Genomic DNA, 20,174 nt, shown 5'->3' on the forward strand with positions numbered 1-20,174 from the left:
CCACATATGGTTATTTTTAAATACTTGATTAATTTTACTTGAAAACAAGACCGACTCAATAGTCACCGGTTCTTTATTTCGAAACATGCCGCCCCGGCCGGGCTTCTTTTGAAATCGCGATGCACGGATTACTTCCGGCCCGGAATTTCTGCGCGGATTGCCGGGCGAGCGGTTGAAGGACCAAGCCATCCCGGCGCCATGCCGGAAGGTGACCGCAACTCCCGACCCGGTTCTAACCTGCCGCGGGTTGCGTGAGCGGGCTCTCGACCGGGGCCGGCGCGACGTCGAGGACGCCAAGCGCATCGAGGCCGCCCAGAATCGAATCGATAGCGATGGTTGCCAGGACGATGCCCATCACCCGGCTGATGATGCTGGCGCCGGTATTGCCGATGACCCTGTGGACCACGCTGGCCGCGAGCAGGAGAACCAGTGTCAGCAGGAGGACGAGTCCGAGCAGGCCGGCGGTAATCGCCTGTTCGGCAATCGATTCGGTGTGGTTGTCGGTCAGGATGACGATGGCCAGCATGGCACCAGGCGAGGCGATTGACGGCATGGCCAGCGGGAAAACCGCCCCGGCGAGGTGATCGCGTTCCGCTTCCTCGATCTCGCGGGCAGGCTTGGACTCTCCAAAAACCATGGTCATGGCGAACAGGAACAGGATGATGCCGCCGGCGATCTGGAACGACCCGAAGCGGAGACCGAGCGTTTCCAGAAGGAACTGGCCGCCGACGAGGAAGGCCAGCAGGACGACCGCGGCGATCGCGACGGCGTTCAGCGCGAAGCGCCGATGCAGGTGGCGGGGAACGTGCTGGACCGCGAAAAGGAAGACGGGAATCGAGCCGACCGGGTCGATAACCACGACCAGGGTGATGAAGTCCTTCGTGAGGGCCGCCCAGTCCATGGCGCGCTGCTTTCCCGCTGGCAGGTTGATGACGGTCCGGCCGGATCGGCGGCGCGACCCGCCCGCGGCGGCATGCGCGTGATCCCGGAACGGAGACCGCTGACGTTGTTGGCCTGACCTTATGAAGCAGGCTGGCACGAGCGCAACAGGAAACTGGTTCCCTGCCCGATCCTTGGAGCGGGATGCGCCCCGAAAGGCGGGCTGTCTGCCGGTCGAGGGGGGCTTTACCGGGCGTGGTGGCGGTCGAGGAAATCCAGGATGGCTTCGGCGGTCGCGCTCGCCCCGTCGGGGTCGAGGTGGAAGTGGTGATCGCCGGGAACCTGCGCCGTTTCGTAGCGCGGGATCAGTGTTTCGCCGAGCCTTGCCATGGCATCGGCAGCGGGCCGCCGGCTGCGGATGCCGTCGCCGGCCCAGATGTTGAGTACCGGGCAGCGGATCGCCTGCAGCACGGCCTCGACGTGGTCGCCGGTAAGCTTGACGGCGGAGGAGGCGAACAGGCGGGCGTCGCCGCGCATCCGGAAGCCCTCGGGGCCTTCTTCCAGCGCGCGGTCGGCGAGCGCCTCGGAGGCCTCGACGGAATTGCCCTGCGTGCGGCGGCGCTCGACATAGTCCGCCCTCGTACCGAAAGTCCGCGGCGGGCGGGCCTTCTGCTTGCGGGTCTGCTCGATGAAGGCGCGCAGGGTCGGTACGAAGCTGCCGGGTTCCGCCGGTTCCGGCGCCAGGGAATCCAGCGCCACCAGCGCGCGCACGGTTTCCGGCTGCGCTGCGGTGAACAGGGTTGCGATGATGGCGCCGCGCGAGTGGCCGACCAGGACGCAATCCTTCCAGCCGAGCCGGTCGAGCAGCTCGGCGATCTGCGGCAGGTCATCCCAGATATTGTAGGTGGCGTGGGCGGCGCGGTGGGCGCTGAGCCCCTGGCCGCTCAGGTCGATCGCGACGACGCGGCAGCCGGTCAGCCGTGGCGCCAGTTCGCGGAAACTGTCGGCGTGGTCCATCCAGCCGTGCAGGGCGAGCACCGGGGTGCCGTCTTCCGGTCCCCAGGCCAGTCCGGTCAGGCGCAGGCCGTCGACCTCCCATTCGCATTCGCACGGACCTGCCGGTGCTGCCATTCCCGCCTGCATGTGCTGCCGCTCTCCCTCGTCCGCGCCGCCGTGCGGCGGATCCTGTTCCGGAGGCAGAGGTACAGCGCCCGCGTGCGGCAGGCAACAGAGGGGTGCGAAGCGGGATGGCGGATGCCGGAATTGACCTACAGCGCGGCGACGTAGGTCGGCAGTTCCTTCATGCTCGGCACGACGATGAGGCGTTCGATCTCGCCGCGCTTGAAGGCGTTCAGGAAGCGTTCGTAGCGCTTGAAGACCACGCAGCCGTTCGACTGGGACCGGCTGCCCCCGCCGGCATACATGTAGGTATGGGCGAGCAGGCCGTCGCGGTTGTACTTCTTGCGGCCATCGGCCGGCAGGAGGCGGATGGCCTCGACGCCGTGGAACCGGCTTTCGCGCATGACGAGGTTGTAGAGATTGGGGGGCGTCGGACCGCGGTTCTTCTGTGTGACGTAGCGCGGGTTGTCCTGCATGTGGGCGAGGCCGGAATGGGCCTCGAGCTTGTCGCCGTTCGGCAGGTAGACGGTGGCCGAGCCGATGTCGTAGACGGCGACCTTGCTGGCGCGGCCGGGAAGAGCATCGGCGGCGCTGCCGCCGAAGAGGCGGCCGAAGATGCCGCCCGGTTTTTCCTCGCCGGCGCCGTCGTCGGGACTGGCATAGGCGAGGGCGTTGTGGCCCTGCTTCTTCCGTGCCGCATGCTCCGGGCGCGGGCTCGGCGTCACGTCGGGCGCGGGAAGTGTGGCCACCTGCGGCGCTTCGTCGATTGCGGCGGTAGCCTCGGCGACCTGCGGGCGCGGCCGCGGAAGCGGTATCTCCGCCATCCGCTGCGCCTGCGGTTCAAGGCTGGCGACGGTGACCGGCGCGGAGGCCTGGCGCAGGTGGACCGGCAGGGGCACGGCAGCGAAGCGCTGCGGGTCGATTGCGGCGGAACGCTGGACAAACCGGTCCTCGCGGGCGTTGCGGATCATGGCGAGGCGCGCGGCGCGATCACCTTCCGCAATGCGGGCCGGGCGCGCGGCCCTGTCGGCCTCGTAGCCGCGGCGGGGATCGACGCTGGCCGCCGAGGCGTGCAGCAGGGCCGGCATTTGTGCCACGGAGGTGGAAAAGCGGGCCACGCCGCCGGCGATCAGCGCGGTGGCGCCGAGCAGCGCGAGAACGCCGAGAAGCGATCCGGCACAGGCTGCCACGGGCATTGTCTTCAAGCGGCTCCGCGATCCTGCCGGTCGCGATACACATACCCCATCCGTCAAATGTCTCATCCCCGACTGTCGAAATCGATCATCCTGTTCCGGGCGGCGTTCCAGGAACGCCCTGTCCATCCGCGCGGCTGGTTCCGCGCAAGGCCCGTACCAATCCCGTTCCGCATGCACCGTTCCCCTCTTCCGGGTCAGGCGATCTCGCCAGCGGCATGCATCCCGTTCGTTCGCAGGAATAGCAGATGTTGGTAAAGCAAAGCTTTCGACACCGCTTCGTGCGAACCATTCGCTAACCATGCGAATCCGGCCATACTGAGGCGAAAGGGCGCCCTGACCGTGACGGACAGGGCGCCCCGAGGCGGCATGACGGAGGAAGTGCGGGCGCCGGATCCGGCCTGCGTCCGTGGCCGTCCAACCGGCATCAGCGACGGCCGGAATTGCGCTAGACGTGTTGCGGGGCCTGCGTGGAGACCATGGCGCCGATCACGTCGTGGATGTCCAGGATGCCGAGCGGCTTGCCGGCCGCATCGACCGCGCAGGCCTGCGAGACCGATGCGCCGGTCATCGTCCGGGCCACCGTCTCGAGGACCTCGTCGGCGCCGATGGACGGTCCGGCGGGCGGTTCCCCGGCAAGCGGGCGCATAACGGTGCGGGCGAGGATCACGCGGCCACGGTTCACCTCGGCGACAAAGCTGGTGATGTAGTCGTCGGCCGGGCGGAGCACGATCTCCTGGCCGGTACCCTGCTGGATGATCTCGCCATCGCGCAGGATGGCGATGCGGTCGCCAAGGCGCAGCGCCTCGTCGAGGTCGTGGGTGATGAATACGATGGTCTTGCGGATTTCCTTTTGAAGGTCGAGCAGCACCGTCTGCATGTCGACACGGATCAGCGGATCGAGCGCCGAGAAGGCCTCGTCCATGAGAAGGATCGGGGCATCGTTGGTCAGCGCGCGGGCAAGCCCGACGCGCTGCTGCATGCCGCCGGAGAGCTGGTTGGGGTAATGGTTCTCGAACCCGGACAGGCCGACGCGGTCGATCCAGCGGCGCGCTTCCTCCTCCTGCCTGGACCGGGGCAGGCCCTGGATCTCCAGGCCATAGACCGTGTTCTCGAGCACGGTGCGGTGGGGCAGGAGGGCGAACTTCTGGAAGACCATCGCCGTCTTGTGGCGGCGGAACTCGCGCAATTGCCGCGCGTCCATCCGGACCACGTCCTCGCCGCCCACCAGGACCTCCCCGGCGGTGGGGTCGATGAGGCGGTTGATGTGGCGGATCAGCGTCGACTTGCCGGAGCCGGAAAGGCCCATCACCACCTGGATGCCGCCTGCCGGCATCCGGATGTTGATATCCTTCAGACCCAGCACGTGGCCGTGTTTCTCGTTCAGCTCGGCCTTTGACATGCCGGCCCTGACCGCGTCGACGAAGTCGGCGCCGCGGGGGCCGAAGATCTTGTAGAGGTCCCTGACCTCGATCGGGATGCCGTGCTCAGCCATGGACGACCTCCTGGTGCTTCTGCAGCCGCTTGCCATAGGCCTGGCTGGCACGGTCGAAGATCATGGCGATGCCGACGATGGCCAGGCCGTTGAAGACGCCGAGCGTGAAATACTGGTTGGCGATGGCCTTGAGCACCGGCTGCCCGAGCCCCTGCACACCGATCATCGAGGCGACTACGACCATGGCGAGCGCCATCATGATGGTCTGGTTGATGCCGGCCATGATGGTCGGCAGCGCCAGGGGCATCTGCACGTTCCTCAGCTTCTGCCAGCCGGACGAGCCGAAGGCGTCGGCCGCTTCCAGGACGTCCTTGTCGACCAGGCGGATACCGAGGTTGGTCAGGCGGATGATCGGCGGAATGGCGTAGATGACGACCGCGATCAGGCCCGGCACCTTGCCGATGCCGAGCAGCATGACGACCGGGATCAGATAGACGAAGCTCGGCATGGTCTGCATCACGTCGAGAACGGGGCTGATGAGCGCCTGCACCCGGTTGGAGCGGGACATGGCAATGCCGATCGGGATGCCGATGACGATGGACAGAACGGTCGAGACGAAGGTCATCGAGATCGTCTTCATCGTGTCGTCCCACATGTCGAAGAAGCCGATGACGAGAAGCGTGGCAACGGAGCCGAGCGTGATCCGCCAGGACCGGCTGGCGAACCAGACCAGGGCGGCGATCAGGCCGAGGACGATGGGCCACGGGGTCGTGGTCATGAAGCGCTCGGTGTGAATGAGAAACCACTTCACCGGATCGAAAAAGGTCTCGATGGCGCCACCCCAGGCGCGGGTGAAATCACGGAAGCCGCTGTCGATGGCCTTCTTGAGGGCCGTCAGTGAGCCGTTGTCGAGGTGTGGAAAGGACATGAACCATTCCATGCCGGTCCCCTTTCATGTCGTTCTGCCCGGCCGTGCCGATCGCGACGGCAGCCCTGGTGCGTTCCGGGCCGCCGGCCAATGAAAAAGGCGGGAACCGCTTCCGGTTCCCGCCCTCGCGGTGCTGGCCTACTTGATGGCGGCCTTGATCTTCCCGGCGGCCTCGGGGGAAACCCAGGCCGTCCAGATGGCCTCGTTTTCCTGCAGGAAGTGCTTGGCGGCATCGTCGCCCACGGCCTGGTTGTCGGTCATCCAGGACATAAGCGCGTTGACCGTCTCGTTGCTCCAGGCGCGCTTGGCCAGGTAATCCATCACCTCGGGACCGGCCCGGTCGGCGAACGACTTGGATACCAGTGTCTGGACCGTGTCCTTGGGCCAGTCGTTCTTCTTCGGATCCGGGCAGTCGGCAACGGTGTTGCAGCGCTTCCACTCGGCAGCGTCATAGGGCACGCCGTGGCCGAGCTTGACCATGGGATACTTGCCGAGCAGCGCGGTCGGCGCCCAGTAGTAGCCGGCCCAGCTCTGCTCGCGCTCGTAGGCCTTGGCGATCGAGCCGTCGAGGCCGGCGGCCGATCCGGTATCGACCAGCACGAAGCCGGCCTTTTCCGCGTCATAGGCCTTGAAGAGCTGCGAGGTCACGACCGTTCCGCCCCAGCCCTGGGGACCGTTGAAGATGGCGCCCTTGGAGCTGTCTTCGGGATCCGGAAAGAGCTCGGGATGGGCCAGGACATCCTCGATCGTCCTGATCTCGGGATGGGCATCGGCGAAATATTTCGGGATCCACCAGCCCTGCACGCCGCCATCGGGCAGCGGCGAACCGACCGCGACGAGCCGGCCTTCCTCGGTTCCCTTCCTGACGACATCGGGCAGCAGGTCGACCCAGCCTTCGGGCGCGATGTCCGGTTCGCCCTTCTCGGCCATGGAGGTGATCGTGGGCACGGTATCACCGACCGTGACTTCGGCTTCGCAGCCATAGCCCTCGTTCAGGATGAGCTTGTCCAGCGAGGACAGGACCTCCGCGCTCTGCCAGTTCATGCTGGCGATCGTGACCCGTCCGCATTCGCCCGCGTGGGCCATTGCCGTCATTCCCAGAATGCCGAATGCGAGGCATGTCGATGCAAGGAATTTGTTCATTTCAGTTCCCTTGTGCGCGGCCATTCTCGACGAGCGGGCTGCCGCGTTGACCCGCCACGTTGATTACCCGGACCCCGGCCCGGGCAAACCCAGTTGTGAAATGTCGTTCGTGTGTCCGCAGCGCTGGGAAGGCCTAGCCGCGCACCTTCGGCAAGGGCTTCAACATCGTCGGGAGCGTCACATCCGGCCTCTCCATTGACGCGAAGGAAGACACAAATTCCAATCGCTGAAAAGATGTATTTTGCCGACACAATATCGTGTCGCGAGCAGGACAGTTTTTGCCGTCTTTGACGCGGTTTTCCCATAAAAATCGTTGACTTGCGCCATGATCGGGCCAGCCGCAAACCGGGCTTCCGGCGTGCGCACATTGATGCCCGTCAATGCCGTGCGCCTGCACCGTGGTGTCTGATGCTCCAAGTCACCGGGAAGAGACGGGGAAGGTGCTTGTCCGCCGGTCTCCCGGTCCGGCGAAGATCGCCTGATGCCGTTTCCGGCGGCGCGGGAAGAGGAGGCCATGATGCGCTACCCGGTCATCGAAAAGAGCGCGGGCCGAAGGGCCGCCGCCAACATGCCCGACTACGCGGCCGAACGCGCCGCCTTCTCCTGGGACAAGGCCGCGGACCTCGTCGAGGGCCTGGCGGGCGGAAAGCTCAACATCGCCCACGAGGCGGTGACACGCCACGCGAGGCCGGACGGCGAACGGATCGCCATGCGCTGGATCGACAGGGCCGGCCAGCGCAGCGACATCAGCTATGGCGAACTGGACCGGCGCACCAGCCGTTTCGCGAACGTGCTGCGCGGGCTCGGCATCGGGCGGGGCGCCCGGGTCTATTCGCTGCTGGGCCGGGTTCCGGAACTCTACGTCGCCGCGCTCGGCACGCTGAAGGCCGGTTGCGTCTACTCGCCCCTGTTCTCCGCCTTCGGGCCGGAGCCGGTGCGCTCGCGCATGGAGATCGGCGGCGCCAACGTGCTGGTGACGTCGAAGGCGCTCTACCGGCGCAAGGTGGCCCCGATCCTGTCCGGACTGCCGGACCTGCGGGCGGTCCTGCTGATTGACGCGGATGGCGGCGGCGATGCCGGCCTTCACGACCTCGCGGCGCTGATGGACGGGGCTGGCGATACGTTCGAGACCGAGGCCATGGCGCCGGAAGAGACCGCGCTTCTGCACTTCACCAGCGGCACGACGGGCAAGCCGAAGGGCGCGGTGCATGTCCACCAGGCGGTGATCGCCCATACCTATACCGGGCGAACGGTGCTCGACCTGAAGCCCGGCGACATCTACTGGTGCACGGCGGATCCCGGCTGGGTCACCGGCACGTCCTACGGCATCATCGCGCCGCTTTCCAACGGCGTGACGATGATCATCGACGAAGCGGATTTCGACGCCGAACGCTGGTACGCAATCCTCGAGGCGGAGAAGGTGAACGTCTGGTACACGGCGCCGACGGCCATCCGCATGCTGATGAAGGCGGGCCGCGAGCTAGCGGCCGGCCGCGACCTATCTGCCCTGCGCTTCATGGCGAGCGTCGGCGAACCGCTGAACCCGGAGGCGGTGATGTGGGGGGAAGATGTCTTCGGCATGCCTTTCCACGACAACTGGTGGCAGACCGAGACGGGTGGCATCATGATCGCCAACTATGCCTCGATGGACGTCAAGCCCGGCTCGATGGGCAAGCCGCTGCCCGGCATCGAGGCGGCCATCGTCACCCGCAGGGACGGCGTGGCACACGCCATCGGAAAACCGGGCACGGTCGGCGAGCTGGCGTTGCGCCCGGGATGGCCATCGATGATGCGGGCCTACCTCCACGAGGAGGAACGCTACGCCAAGTGCTTTTCCGGTGGATGGTACCTGTCCGGCGATCTCGCCATGAAAGACGACGACGGCTATTTCTGGTTCGTCGGCCGGGCCGACGATGTCATCAAGAGCGCCGGCCACCTGATCGGCCCGTTCGAGGTGGAAAGCGCGCTGATGGAGCACGAGGCGGTGGCCGAGGCCGGCGTCATCGGCATTCCCGACGAGACCGCGGGCGAGATCGTCAAGGCCTTCGTGGCGCTGAAGCCCGGCTTCGAGCCGTCCGAGGACCTGCGTCTCGACCTGATCGGCCACGCGCGCAAGCGCCTCGGGCCTGCGGTCGCGCCCAAGGACATCGCCTTTCGCGGCAACCTGCCCAAGACGCGCAGCGGCAAGATCATGCGGCGCCTGCTCAAGGCGCGCGAGCTCGGCCTGGCGGAGGGCGACATCTCGACCCTGGAAAGCGACGAAACATGACCAAGCCCAGACTGGACCATGCCCATGTGCTCGACCTGCTGGCCCGGATGATCCGCGTGCGCCATTTCGAGGCCAAGTGCGCGGAGCTCTACTCGCAGGAAAAGATCCGCGGGTTCCTGCATCTCTATGACGGCGAGGAAGCCGTGGCCGCGGGTCTCATCCCGCTGCTGTCGGCCGACGACCGCATCGTCGCGACCTATCGCGAGCACGGGCACGCGCTGGTCCGCGGGCTGCCGATGAACGCGGTCATGGCGGAAATGTACGGCAAGGCCGCCGGTTGCGCCGGCGGGCGCGGCGGGTCCATGCACCTGTTCTCGCGCGAGGCGAACTTCTTTGGCGGCAATGCCATCGTCGGCGGCGGACTGCCGCTCGCCGTGGGCCTGGCGCTGGCCGACCGGATGGGCGGGACAGGCGCGGTCACCGCCTGCTTCTTCGGCGAGGGCGCGGTGGCGGAGGGCGAGTTCCACGAGGCGATGAACCTAGCCGCGCTGTGGCGGTTGCCGGTGCTCTTCGTCTGCGAGAACAACGGGTACGCCATGGGTACGGCGCTGGACCGGTCCGAGGCGGTGACCGACATCGCCCGCAAGGCTTCCTGCTACGACGTCCAGAGCGCGACGGTCGACGGCATGGACGTGGTGGCCGTCGAGGCGGCGGGCCGGCAGGCGCTCGAGGGCATCCGCGAAACGGGAAAGCCCTTCCTGCTGGAATGCCGGACATACCGGTTCCGCGCCCACTCGATGTTCGACGCGCAGCTCTACCGCGACAAGGACGAGGTGGAGGCCTGGCGCCAGAAGGGGCCGATCGTGCGCTTCCAGGGATGGCTGGAACAGAACAGCCTCATCCACCACGAGGACGTCGCGCGGATCGACGCGGACGTGGATGCCGAGGTCGCGGCGGCCGTCGCCTTCGCCGAGGCGGCGGACACGGAGCCGGTGGAGACGCTGGCGCACCATGTGACGGCAGAAGACAGGCCGGCGGCGCCTGAGCCCGCGGCGCCCGGCGAAACGGTCCAGACCACCTATCGCGAGGCCATGAAGGCGGCCATCGCCGAGGCGATGGAGCGGGACGACCGGGTGTTCCTGATGGGCGAAGACGTGGGGCGCTACGGCGGGTGCTATGCCGTGTCCATGGGTCTCTACGAGCGGTTCGGACCGGAGCGGATCCGCGACACGCCGCTCTCGGAATCCGGATTCACCGGCGCGGGGATCGGCGCGGCCATGGCCGGCATGCGGCCGATCGTCGAACTGATGACGGTGAATTTCTCGCTGCTCGCGCTCGACCAGATCCTCAACACAGCGGCGACCATCCGGCACATGTCGAACAACCAGTTCTCCGTGCCGCTCGTCATCCGCATGGCGACGGGCGCGGGCAAGCAGCTGGCCGCCCAGCATTCGCACAGCCTGGAAGGCTGGTACGCGCATATCCCCGGGCTGCGCGTGCTGGCGCCGGCGACGCTGGAGGATGCGCGCGGCATGCTGTGGACCGCGCTCCAGGACCCGGACCCGGTGCTGATCTTCGAGAACGTGATGCTGTACAACCGTTCCGGCCCGCTGGCGGCCAACGCCGGGGCCGTCGACATCGACAAGGCGGTGGTGCGGCGGGAGGGCCGCGACCTGACGCTGATCACCTATGGCGGGTCGCTGTTCAAGACGCTCGACGCCGCGGAGGCGCTGTCGGCGCAGGGCATCCAGACCGAGGTCATCGACCTGCGCAGCCTGCGTCCGCTCGACATGGAGACAGTGATCGCCTCGGTGGCGCGCACCCATCGGGCGCTGGTGGTCGACGAAGGGTGGAAGACCGGCAGCCTGTCGGCCGAGATCGGGATGCAACTGGCCGAACGGGCCTTCTTCGACCTCGACGCGCCGCTGGCGCGCGTGTGCAGCGCGGAGGTGCCGATCCCCTATGCCCACCACCTGGAACAGGCCGCCATTCCGCAGACCGACCGCATTGTGGCCGCCGCGCTGGCCCTGATGGGCAGGAGCTGATCCCGTGGGCGTCTTCCGCATGCCTTCGCTCGGCTCGGACATGGAGGCCGGAACGCTGACCGAATGGCTCGTCAAGCCGGGCGATGCGGTCAAGCGCGGCGACATCATCGCCGTCATCGAGACCCAGAAGGGAGCCATCGAGATCGAGGTCTTCGAGGACGGCGTGGTCGAGGAGCTGCAGGCCGTTCCCGGCACCACCGTCCCGGTCGGCACGCCGCTGGCGGTCATTCGCGGCGAAGGCGAAGCGGAAGCGGCGCCCGAACCGGCCGCGTCGGCCGCCGCCGTGGCGGAAGCGCCGCCGGCACCATCAGAGGCCCGGCCGGCGGCATCGGCAGAAATCCGGCCGCCTGATCCGCAATCCCTCGTCACCGCGACGCGGATCCGCATTTCCCCGGCCGCGCGCCGGCTGGCCGAGCGCCTCGGCATCGATGCAGCGAGGCTTGCGGGGAGCGGCCCCGGCGGGGCCATCGTGCTGGCCGACGTGGAGAAGGCTCAGCCCGCCGCCCCGGCCCCGGACGGGATGAGCGGCATGCGCGCGGCGATCGCCGCCGCGATGGTGCGGTCGAAACGGGAGATCCCGCACTATTACCTTGCCCATACCGTTGACATCGGCGCGGCGGAGGATTTCGTCGCCCGCGCCAACAAGGATCGTGGACCGGCCGACCGGCTGCTGCTCGCGGCGCTGTTCGTCAAGGCGGTGGCCCTAGCGGTCGGCAAGTATCCCGAGTTCAACGGGTTCTTCGACGATGGTGCCTTCACCCCGGCCCCCTCGGTCCATGCCGGCATGGCCATCAACCTGCGCGGCGGCGGGCTGGTCGCGCCGGCGATCCATGACGCCCAGGGCCTTTCGCTGGACGCGGTTATGGCTGCGATGCGGGATCTCGTCACCCGTGTCCGGGCCGGCCGCTTCCGCCAGCGCGAACTGTCGGACCCGACGATCACGATCTCAAGCCTTGGCGAGCGTGGCGTCGACCTGCTTGCCGGCGTCATCTACCCGCCGCAGGTGGCCATTCTCGGCTTCGGCACACCGGCCGAACGGCCCTGGGTGCGTGACGGCAAGGTGGTCGCGGCGCGCACCGTCACCCTCACACTGTCGGCCGACCATCGCGTCAGCGACGGCCATCGCGGCGCGCTTTTCCTCAACCGGATCGGCCGCCTTCTGCTGGAACCGGAGACCCTATGACACGCTCGGAACTGGAAGCCATCCTGACCCGCGAACTGCATCGTATCGCCCCGGACATCGGCATGGCCGATGTCGACCGGGACGGTGACCTTCGGGAGGAATTCGATATCGATTCGATGGATTTCCTCACCCTCGTGGCCGCATTGTCGAAGGAGACCGGGGCGGAGATGCCTGAAAGCGACTATGGCCAGATGGGTTCGGTCAACGCCATGCTGGACTACCTGGAAGGCTGACCGGCAGCCCTGGCCCTGCCCGGTGCGGCCATCCACATGCTGGCGATGGAACAGGCGGAAGCGAGGACGCACAGCCACCAGCCGGGGCGGTAGCCGCCGTATAGGTCATCGATGACACCGAGCGCGAGAACGCCGGTTGCCGCGCCGAAATTGCCGAACAGCGACAGGATGGAGAAGATGCGCGCGAACTGCGGGCCGGAAAAGACCTCCGCCGGGATCGCGCCATAGATGGCGGCGGCGCCGTAGCCGAGCAGGCCCTGGACAGCCGCCATGACAAAGATCATGCGCGGATCGTGGCCGAAGTCGACGGTCGCGAGCAGGGCGGCCGCTGCGGCGAAACCGCCGAGCGCCAGCGTCCAGGCCATTTCCCGTCCGACCTTGTCGGACAGCGCGCCGAGCGCGATCTGGCCGACCACGCCGAACAGGGCGACGAGCCCCAGCGCCGATGCCGCCGTGACCGAATCCACGCCCTCGCGGAGCAGGAAATTGGTCTGGTGGACCTGGATCGAATACCAGACGAAGAGGCCGCAGAAATAGGCACCGGATATCCACCAGAACCGGCCGCTTTTCAGCGCAAGTGCGAGTGTCCACTCGATGGCCGGCCCGGTCCTGGCATCGCCTTCCCCCGGCGCCGGGCCGCGGGACGCCGCCACGGGTTCGCCCGCGCCGTCCGGCAGGAGATCCATGTCCTGCGGGCGCGTGCGCTGGAACAGGAAGTTGAGCGGCAGGACCACTGCCAGGGTCAGGACCGCGATGCCGAGGCAGGCGGTGCGCCAGCCATGGGTGTCAATGGTCCATTGCAGGAGCGGCAAAAGCGTGATGGCGCCGATGCCCACGCCCGAAAAGGCAATGCCGATGGCCAGGCCGCGCCGGCGCACGAACCAGTTGGGCAGGAACATCGAATGGCCGATGTAGCTCATGGCCATCGATCCCATGACGGCCAGCAGGCCGAGCGCCATGTAGAGTCCGACCGGCGACTGGATGACCACGGCGCCGGCATAGCCGGCTGCAACGAGAAGGGCGCCGAACGGGATGGCGATGCGCGGTCCGTAGCGATCCATCAGGATGCCAAGCACCGGCACGAAGGCGGTTGACGCCAGGAAGCCGAGCGAGAACGGCCCGGACGTCGTGGCGGTCGCCCAGCCGAATTCCCGGGAAATCTGCGGAAGCAGAAGCGAGTAGCCGGTGCGCGCATTGACGGCGACGGCCATGGTGACAAAGGCAATCGCCACCACCACCCATCCGTAATAGAGGTCTTTGCTGCCTCTTTTCATCGACGTCCCCTCCACGCGTCCCGGTCTTTCACTCTATGCCGGATAAGCACGGATGGACACGGCCATCGGCGGTCGGCCGGTTCAGGCGACGTCGTCGGCATAGATGCGCGTGAGCGCGCCCTGGACCTGCAAGCGGACTTCCTCGTTCGACCGGGCCAGATGATCGCGCAGGACCACGACCGCCCGTTCCGGATCGCGCGCGGCGACGGCCTCGAGCAGGCGGCCATGTTCGGCCAGCGCATCGGCGTGCCGTTGCGGCGTTTCCAGGTTGATGCGGCGGACAAAGCGGATGCGATCGTTGATGTTCTGCAGGGCCCGGACGCGCTGCGCGTTGCCGGCAAGTTCGGCGATCTCGAGGTGAAAGGCCTCGTCGGCGGCCACGAGGTCGGGGAGCGCCATGGCCTCGGCCCGTTCGCCGGTCGCGCGCCAGCGCGCAAGGAAAGCGGCGAGATCGTCCGGCGGGACCGTCTCGATCATGCGCCGCAGTCCGCCCGTCTCCAGGTCGAGGCGTATATCGTAGAGATCGGCGATCTCGCTGACGCTCAGCTTGCGGCCGAAAAAGCCGCGCCCGGGAACGAAGCTGACCAGGCCGTCGGCGATCAGCCGGTTCAAAGCCTCGCGGACCGGTGCCCTGCTCATGGAGAGGGCCGCCGCGATTTCCGACTCGTTGAGGCGTGCGCCGGGCTTCACCTGGAAGGTCACCAGCCGGTCACGCAGGTCGTCATAGGCGATATCGACCGTGTTTGCGGATGTGCGGACCATGACGTCCTCCCCCCGATGCGAAATTCCCCTGTCCTTGACAGATCGACAGGGTGTCGTCAATCATGCCGTCAAACCTGTCGACAATCTTGTCGGCAAAAGACGCATGAGGAGAGGCGCATGACGGAAGCCATGAACGCGGACCGGACCGAGGCTGCCCGCCTGTCCGAACGGGAAGTCGCCCAGTACCACGAGAAAGGGTGGATCGTGCCGAAGTGGGAGATCCCGCAGGCACTGATCGCGGAGATGCGGCAGGAATACGAAGACCTGCTGGCGCGCAATCCGCAGGTGGAATCGGACATCATCCTCGCCCCGCACCAGACCAATGGCGGGTCGATGGGGATCAAGGGGTCGGAGAAATGGCTGGAGTTTGCCACGCAGCCGGAACTGATGGCGATCGCCCGGCAACTGATCGGCGACGACATCATCCTCTGGGGCACGACGCTGTTCGGCAAGCCACCGCGCAACGGCAAGGAAACGCCCTGGCACCAGGACGGCGAGTATTACCCGATCCGGCCGCTGGAAACGCTGACCATGTGGATTCCGCTGGATGACGTCACGCCCGAGAACGGGCCGATGAAATTCATCCCCGGATCGCACAAGGCGCACGAACTGTTCAGCCATTCCTGGAAGGACGGAACCGACAAGACGATCAACCTGGTGACCGATTCCGATCATTTCGACGAGGGCGATGCGGAGCCGCTGATCATCCGGGCGGGCCAGGTCTCGTTCCACGACGTCTACATGATCCACGGTTCGGCTGCGAACCACACCGACCAGCGCCGGGCTGCGTTCATCGTGCGGCTGATGCCGGCCACGTCGTTCTACGATCATGCGCTGGGTGCGGAAACCGGCAGGAAGCACCCGGCGCAGGGCTATGGCGTCCGGCCGCTCTACCTCGTCAGCGGGCAGGACCGGGCGGGGAACAATTTCACCATCGGGCACGATGGGCCGCCAGCGTCCTGACCGCCCGGCAGCGGCCGGGAAAGCTGGCCTGGCGGGTGCGTCAGGCCTTGCCGGCCAGCTTGCGCAGGACGAGGTCGCAGGCGCCTTCCCAGGCCTCGCCAACGCCCTTTCCGGCCAGGTGGTTCAACCCAGCCTCGGTGATGCCGCCCGGCGTGCAAAGGCTGGCGAGGATGTCGTCCATGGGCGCCTCCTGTTCGCCCTGGATGCGGCCGGCGGCAACGAAGGTCTTCGCCATGAGCAGGCGGGCGATCCGCGGGTCAAGACCGTGGCGTGCGCTCCAGTCCGTCCCGGTACGGATCAGGTCCTGGACCCAGCCGTAGACCGCCGCGCTGACGGTCGCGACCTCGAACTGGTCTTCGCCGGAAAGCGGGACCGGCGTTCCTATGGCTTCCAGAAGCGGGGCCAGTTCCGGAAAAACCGGGAAGACAACCGTCGGGCTGGCGCCGAGTTCCGACGCCGTGATCGGCATGATGCGCGCGACGCGGGCCGGGGCGGCGACAGCCTCCAGTTCGGCGATCGTCACGCCGGCACAGGCGGAGGCAACGACATGACGGCGCTGCCACGGCAACCCGCGCAGGGCCTCGGCCGCCTGGGCGGGACGGACCGCCAGCAGGACGAGGTCGCAGGCCTCGACCAGCGCGGCGTTGCCGGCGGCCAGCGTGAAGCCGTGGCGTTCGGCCAGTTGCGGGCCATGTCCGCGCGGCGAAAGCAGGATGCCTTGCGGGGCAATGCCTGCCCGCAAGAGACCCTCCAGAACCGATCCGGCGATATGGCCGACGCCGATGACACCCAGTTTCATGCCTTCTCTCCTCTTTGCCCGAATGCTGATACCTTCTCACCCGATGATTGACCACCCGGCCCCCGGCCGGTGCGGAGGCGCGCCATGACGTCCAGCCTTCCCCTGACCGCGCCCGGAATGCAGCCGGGCACCGACCTGCTGGCCGCAGGCCGCTCGCTTGCCGGCGACTGGCGGCTCGGCGGCAATCTTTTCCTGGCCAGCGCCGGCGTCGCCTCGGAGGCCGAGTACAAGCGCCAGGCGATGCGCGACGGCCGGATGATGCAGCACGCTCATATCGGCTTTCGCAGCATCGACCGGACCGTGGACGCCATCCGGCACCTGCACGAGACCGCGGACAGGCAGGGCGTGCGCATCGACCGCTTCGGCATCACGCTGGACTGGTCGATGGGCTATCCGCCCGAGCGGCGCGCCGGTGCCAGCCGGGGCACCGGCATCGTGCTCACCGGGCCGGAGGATTTCCGCCGCATCACCGATGCCAGCCCGGCCGCGGCGCATTTCGGGGATTTCATGCTCGGACTGCCGGGAGCACTGCACAACACGCAGGCCGCGCTGGCGGCCGGGGCGACGGCGATCGGCAATCTCGGCCAGTATTTCACCTTCCGCCTGCCCTACTGGGATGACGACGTGGCGATGACGGAAGCCACCGTCACGGCGCTCGGGCTGATCGCGGCGCAGAATGCGGACATCCTGGTTCACTCCAACCTCGACGACGGGTTCGCCGGCCTGTTCCTCGACATGACCAGCGCCTTCGGCATGATGCTGATCGAAAAGCACATCGTGGAGGACCTTGTCGGGGCGCGGGCGTCCTTCTGCTTCGGGCATCACTTCTCGCGGCCGCTGGCCCGTGCGGCCTTCCACGCGGCCATGGCCGCCGAAGTGGAGACGCCGGGCACGATGCTGTTCGGCAACACGGTGGCCTATCGCGGTGCGCCAGCGGCCAATTTCGCCAGCCTGGCAAGCTACCTGCTGGCCGATATCGTCGCGCTGCAGGCGGCCCACACCGGCCATGCGATCAACCCGGTGCCGGTGACCGAGAACCAGCGCATCCCGGACGTCGACGAGATCCTCGACGCGCAATGCTTCGCCGCCAGGCTGGCGGAGCACGCGGCCGGGCACGGGCAACTCTGGGACCGGCCGGCCATCGACACGATGGCGCAGGCGTTGCGCAGTGGCGGCCATCGCTTCGCGGCGGCCGTTCTTGCCGGACTTGCCGGGCGCGGGGTGGACACGGGCGACCCGGCCGCCCTCATGCTGGCGATCCGGCGGCTGGGACCGAAACGGATTGAAGCGCTCTGGGGCCAGGGCCGGGACGACGGGGAACGCCGGGCGGCGCTCATCCCGGCAGACTGGGCGGAGGAGCTCGATGCCATGGCGGACAGCTGGGTGCGCAAGGCCGCGCCTGACGCCGATGCGCTGCGGCACCTTCGGGTGGTGATCGGGACGACCGACGTGCACGAGCACGGCGCCTACCTGGTGCGCCAGGCGCTGGAGCAGCTCGGCGTCGCGGCGGTTGATGCCGGCACGGCGGTGGATCCGGAAGTCCTTGTTGCCCGGGCCTGCGAGGAGGGGGCGGACGCGATCGCCATCAGCACCTACAACGGGATCGCGCTGACCTATGTCCGTGCCGTCCGGCGGGAACTGGCGCGGCGCGGCGCCACGATCGCCGTCATGGCCGGCGGCAAGCTGAACCAGATCCCCGAGGACACGAACTCCGGCCTGCCACGGGACGTCCGCGAGGACATCCGCCAGGAGGGCGCGGTGCCTTGCTCCGGGCTCGACGACATGCTCGCCGTCCTGCGCGATCTGTCCGGCAGGGGCGACGGCGGCTCCAAGACCTGAGCGGAGCGGCTGCCGGCAGCCCGGAAAACCGGCGATTGCGGGGCTTTCGCATGCCGGAAGGGCGATATCTGACACGTTTGCTTCTACCATTGATTAAGTGTGCCGCGCTTTTCTGCAACCTGACGCAGGGTTACATGACGCTGATCCGCTGGCGGGAATGAATCCGAACCAACCGAGCATTCTGGTTGCCAGGCGCCCCGGCCATCGCATCGGCGCGGCGATTTTCCCGGCAGCAGACTGTTCAACACACTGGCGGATTGAGCAGTGACCGAAGCAACAGCCGTAACCGGGTTCGACAGGGATATCGACGGACGCCGGGCCTTCCTGGGCATCGATGCCGATACCGAGCGCGATCTGAAGACGATCCGCGCCCTCCTGGAGCGCGAAATCCCGCGCGGGCTCGACCACTTCTACGCCAAGGTGAAGGCAACGCCGGAAACGGCGGCCTTCTTTTCCGGCGATGCCCACATGGGCCAGGCGAAGAACGCCCAGGTGTCCCATTGGGGGGCTATCGCGGAAGGAAAGTTCGATGATGCCTACGCCGAGCGGGTCAACCGCATCGGCTCGATCCACGCCGACATCGGTCTGCTGCCGCGCTGGTACATCGGCGGCTACGGCACGCTGACCGACCATCTCGTGCACGCGATCCTGCGCGAGTACTGGCCGAGGTTCGGCCTCGGCGGCAAGGCGGGCGGCGACCGCGTGGCCAGCATCCTGTCCAGCCTGCTGCGCGCGATCTATCTCGACATGGACCTGTCGCTTTCGGTCTATTTCGAGAAGGCGGAAGCGGCACGCCAGACGGCCAAGGTGGAGGAAGCCCGCCAGGCCTCGCAGGCCGAGGCCATCGCGCAGGAACGGGACCGGGTCTGCGCGAGCTTCGGCAAGGCCATTGCGCGCCTCGCCGAGAAGAACCTCGATTGCAAGGTGACGGGCGACATGCCACAGGCCTACCAGGACCTGAGGAACGACTTCAACCAGGCGATCGCCGGGATCAGCCGGGCCATCGACGATATCGGCACGTCGGCGGAAACCATCAATTCCGGGTCCGGCGAGATCAGCATCGCTTCCGACGACCTGTCACGGCGCGCCGAACAGCACGCGGCGTCGGTGGAAGAGGCATCCGCAACGCTGGCAACGATCACCGACGCGGTCCGCACCATGGCGGAACGGGCAGAAAAATCCGGCCGTCTCGTCAACGAGGCGAAGGGGCACGGCGAAACATCGCAGGGCGTGGTGCGCGAGGCCGTCTCAGCGATGGAAAAGATCGACCAGTCGTCGAGCAAGATCTCCAAGATCATCGGCGTCATCGACGACATTGCCTTCCAGACCAACCTGCTGGCGCTGAATGCCGGAGTTGAGGCCGCGCGCGCCGGCGACGCGGGCAAGGGTTTCGGCGTGGTGGCGCAGGAAGTGCGTGAACTGGCGCAGCGGTCGGCGCAGGCGGCGAAGGAAATCAAGTCGCTGATCACCGGCTCGGTCAACGAGGTGAAGAACGGCGTGTCGCTGGTTCGCAAGACCGGCGCGGCCATGTCGGAAATCGTGTCGCGGGTCAACGAGGTTGCCGGCGACATGGAGGCCACCATCGCGGATTCGCGTGACCAGGCGCTGCGGCTGGAAGAACTCAACGGGACGATCTCGGTGATCGACCAGGGAACCCAGCAGAATGCGGCCATGGCCGAGCAGATGACCGCGGCCAGCCATTCCCTGAAGAGCGAGATCGCGCAGATCGACGCCATGCTGCGGTCGTTCCGGCATGAAGACCAGTCCGGGCCGTCCTGCCCTGCATCCTTGCAGCGTGCCGCGCCGTCCGCCGTCAGGCCCGCGGTGCCGCGACCGGCTTCCGGATCGCCCGTCCCGGCCCTGAAGACGACCAGCACCCTTGCCCCGGCGGCGGACGAGAACTGGGTCGAGTTCTAGGCTCCGGCCGGCACCACCCTGATGCTTTCAAGGAAACGACGGCCGCCGGCACCCCTCCCTGCGGTCGCGTCCGGCTGTTCGGGCCGTTGCATCCGATGCCCGTCGTGGCAACTCATGCGGGAGCATGAGTCCTGCACAAATGAGCAGTCCCTATATAAATGTAATATTAATAGACTTATCCGTAAATCTTCCCCCGGCCAATGAGTGGCCCGCCGCCGCCGCCGCGGCCTGCCAGGCATGACGTCCCTTCGTT

At 67.2% G+C, this 20,174-nt stretch carries 16 protein-coding genes; 7 read left to right on the forward strand and 9 right to left on the reverse strand.

What is annotated here, in order from left to right:
• Positions 1-232: 232 nt before the first annotated feature.
• The 6 genes from CSC94_RS16485 to CSC94_RS16510 all read right to left on the reverse strand — a co-directional run bounded on the left by CSC94_RS16485 (position 233) and on the right by CSC94_RS16510 (position 6,697).
• Positions 233-901 (reverse strand): MarC family protein, encoded by a 669-nt coding sequence (locus CSC94_RS16485; protein WP_099307466.1) that lies wholly within the window; start codon positions 899-901, stop codon positions 233-235.
• Between the two features lie 224 nt (positions 902-1,125).
• A complete protein-coding gene (locus CSC94_RS16490) occupies positions 1,126-2,010 on the reverse strand; it encodes an alpha/beta fold hydrolase (RefSeq protein ID WP_099307542.1) in 885 nt (294 codons plus the stop codon).
• Positions 2,011-2,147: 137 nt separating this feature from the next.
• Positions 2,148-3,188, reverse strand: coding sequence for a DUF2778 domain-containing protein (locus tag CSC94_RS16495; protein WP_245408391.1), 1,041 nt, complete (start codon positions 3,186-3,188; stop codon positions 2,148-2,150).
• A gap of 451 nt (positions 3,189-3,639) precedes the next feature.
• Complete coding sequence (locus CSC94_RS16500) at positions 3,640-4,686, reverse strand: quaternary amine ABC transporter ATP-binding protein (protein WP_099307468.1); 1,047 nt, start codon at positions 4,684-4,686, stop codon at positions 3,640-3,642.
• Complete coding sequence (locus CSC94_RS16505; protein WP_099307469.1) at positions 4,679-5,566, reverse strand: ABC transporter permease; 888 nt, start codon at positions 5,564-5,566, stop codon at positions 4,679-4,681. The genes CSC94_RS16500 and CSC94_RS16505 overlap by 8 nt, the downstream gene beginning before the upstream one ends.
• Positions 5,567-5,692: 126 nt before the next feature.
• Positions 5,693-6,697, reverse strand: coding sequence for an ABC transporter substrate-binding protein (locus CSC94_RS16510; RefSeq protein WP_099307470.1), 1,005 nt, complete (start codon positions 6,695-6,697; stop codon positions 5,693-5,695).
• 481 nt (positions 6,698-7,178) lie between these two features.
• On the opposite strand from CSC94_RS16510, the gene acsA reads away from it, so the two are divergent.
• Genes acsA through CSC94_RS16530 form a run of 4 tightly spaced genes read left to right on the forward strand, consistent with a single transcriptional unit; the run spans position 7,179 to position 12,367 of the window.
• Positions 7,179-8,966 (forward strand): acetate--CoA ligase, encoded by a 1,788-nt coding sequence (gene acsA, locus CSC94_RS16515; RefSeq protein ID WP_205853335.1) that lies wholly within the window; start codon positions 7,179-7,181, stop codon positions 8,964-8,966.
• Positions 8,963-10,951: a pyruvate dehydrogenase (acetyl-transferring) E1 component subunit alpha gene (gene pdhA, locus CSC94_RS25060; protein WP_099307471.1), complete on the forward strand. Its 1,989-nt coding sequence runs from the start codon at positions 8,963-8,965 to the stop codon at positions 10,949-10,951. The genes acsA and pdhA overlap by 4 nt, the downstream gene beginning before the upstream one ends.
• A gap of 4 nt (positions 10,952-10,955) precedes the next feature.
• Entirely contained in the window at positions 10,956-12,134 is a 1,179-nt protein-coding gene (locus CSC94_RS16525; RefSeq protein WP_099307472.1) for a dihydrolipoamide acetyltransferase family protein, read from the forward strand.
• Entirely contained in the window at positions 12,131-12,367 is a 237-nt protein-coding gene (locus CSC94_RS16530; RefSeq protein WP_099307473.1) for an acyl carrier protein, read from the forward strand. Before CSC94_RS16525 ends, CSC94_RS16530 begins: the two co-directional genes overlap by 4 nt.
• Here the strand turns inward: CSC94_RS16530 and CSC94_RS16535 are convergent.
• Both CSC94_RS16535 and CSC94_RS16540 read right to left on the reverse strand, forming a co-directional pair.
• Positions 12,352-13,641, reverse strand: a complete 1,290-nt coding sequence (locus tag CSC94_RS16535) for an MFS transporter (protein ID WP_099307474.1) — start codon at positions 13,639-13,641, stop codon at positions 12,352-12,354. The two genes, CSC94_RS16530 and CSC94_RS16535, sit on opposite strands and share 16 nt — an antisense overlap.
• An 81-nt stretch (positions 13,642-13,722) precedes the next feature.
• A complete protein-coding gene (locus CSC94_RS16540; protein ID WP_099307475.1) occupies positions 13,723-14,403 on the reverse strand; it encodes a GntR family transcriptional regulator in 681 nt (226 codons plus the stop codon).
• Positions 14,404-14,520: 117 nt separating this feature from the next.
• On the opposite strand from CSC94_RS16540, the gene CSC94_RS16545 reads away from it, so the two are divergent.
• The gene (locus tag CSC94_RS16545; protein WP_165784470.1) at positions 14,521-15,366 is read left to right on the forward strand and encodes a phytanoyl-CoA dioxygenase family protein; all 846 of its coding nucleotides are present in this window, start codon (positions 14,521-14,523) and stop codon (positions 15,364-15,366) included.
• Positions 15,367-15,406: 40 nt separating this feature from the next.
• On the opposite strand, the gene CSC94_RS16550 is transcribed toward CSC94_RS16545, so the two are convergent.
• A complete protein-coding gene (locus CSC94_RS16550; protein ID WP_099307477.1) occupies positions 15,407-16,165 on the reverse strand; it encodes a pyrroline-5-carboxylate reductase dimerization domain-containing protein in 759 nt (252 codons plus the stop codon).
• Positions 16,166-16,249: 84 nt separating this feature from the next.
• Between CSC94_RS16550 and CSC94_RS16555 the strand changes: the two genes are divergently transcribed.
• Together CSC94_RS16555 and CSC94_RS16560 are read left to right on the forward strand one after the other, a co-directional pair.
• A complete protein-coding gene (locus CSC94_RS16555) occupies positions 16,250-18,004 on the forward strand; it encodes a cobalamin-dependent protein (RefSeq protein ID WP_099307478.1) in 1,755 nt (584 codons plus the stop codon).
• Between the two features lie 264 nt (positions 18,005-18,268).
• On the forward strand, positions 18,269-19,921 hold the full coding sequence (locus CSC94_RS16560) for a globin-coupled sensor protein (RefSeq protein ID WP_099307479.1): 1,653 nt from the start codon (positions 18,269-18,271) through the stop codon (positions 19,919-19,921).
• Positions 19,922-20,174 lie beyond the last annotated feature (253 nt).

The organism is Zhengella mangrovi, from assembly GCF_002727065.1.
GTDB lineage: Bacteria > Pseudomonadota > Alphaproteobacteria > Rhizobiales > Rhizobiaceae > Zhengella > Zhengella mangrovi.

What these genes read in the sequence shown, in the direction of transcription:
- CSC94_RS16485 (WP_099307466.1), bottom strand. Translation starts at nt 901, where the DNA reads ATGGACTGGGCGGCCCTCACGAAGGACTTCATCACCCTGGTCGTGGTT.
- CSC94_RS16490 (WP_099307542.1), bottom strand. Translation starts at nt 2,010, where the DNA reads ATGGCAGCACCGGCAGGTCCGTGCGAATGCGAATGGGAGGTCGACGGC.
- CSC94_RS16500 (WP_099307468.1), bottom strand. Translation starts at nt 4,686, where the DNA reads ATGGCTGAGCACGGCATCCCGATCGAGGTCAGGGACCTCTACAAGATC.
- CSC94_RS16505 (WP_099307469.1), bottom strand. Translation starts at nt 5,566, where the DNA reads ATGGAATGGTTCATGTCCTTTCCACACCTCGACAACGGCTCACTGACG.
- CSC94_RS16510 (WP_099307470.1), bottom strand. Translation starts at nt 6,697, where the DNA reads ATGAACAAATTCCTTGCATCGACATGCCTCGCATTCGGCATTCTGGGA.
- acsA (WP_205853335.1), top strand. Translation starts at nt 7,179, where the DNA reads ATGCCGTTTCCGGCGGCGCGGGAAGAGGAGGCCATGATGCGCTACCCG.
- pdhA (WP_099307471.1), top strand. Translation starts at nt 8,963, where the DNA reads ATGACCAAGCCCAGACTGGACCATGCCCATGTGCTCGACCTGCTGGCC.
- CSC94_RS16530 (WP_099307473.1), top strand. Translation starts at nt 12,131, where the DNA reads ATGACACGCTCGGAACTGGAAGCCATCCTGACCCGCGAACTGCATCGT.
- CSC94_RS16535 (WP_099307474.1), bottom strand. Translation starts at nt 13,641, where the DNA reads ATGAAAAGAGGCAGCAAAGACCTCTATTACGGATGGGTGGTGGTGGCG.
- CSC94_RS16540 (WP_099307475.1), bottom strand. Translation starts at nt 14,403, where the DNA reads ATGGTCCGCACATCCGCAAACACGGTCGATATCGCCTATGACGACCTG.
- CSC94_RS16545 (WP_165784470.1), top strand. Translation starts at nt 14,521, where the DNA reads ATGACGGAAGCCATGAACGCGGACCGGACCGAGGCTGCCCGCCTGTCC.
- CSC94_RS16550 (WP_099307477.1), bottom strand. Translation starts at nt 16,165, where the DNA reads ATGAAACTGGGTGTCATCGGCGTCGGCCATATCGCCGGATCGGTTCTG.
- CSC94_RS16555 (WP_099307478.1), top strand. Translation starts at nt 16,250, where the DNA reads ATGACGTCCAGCCTTCCCCTGACCGCGCCCGGAATGCAGCCGGGCACC.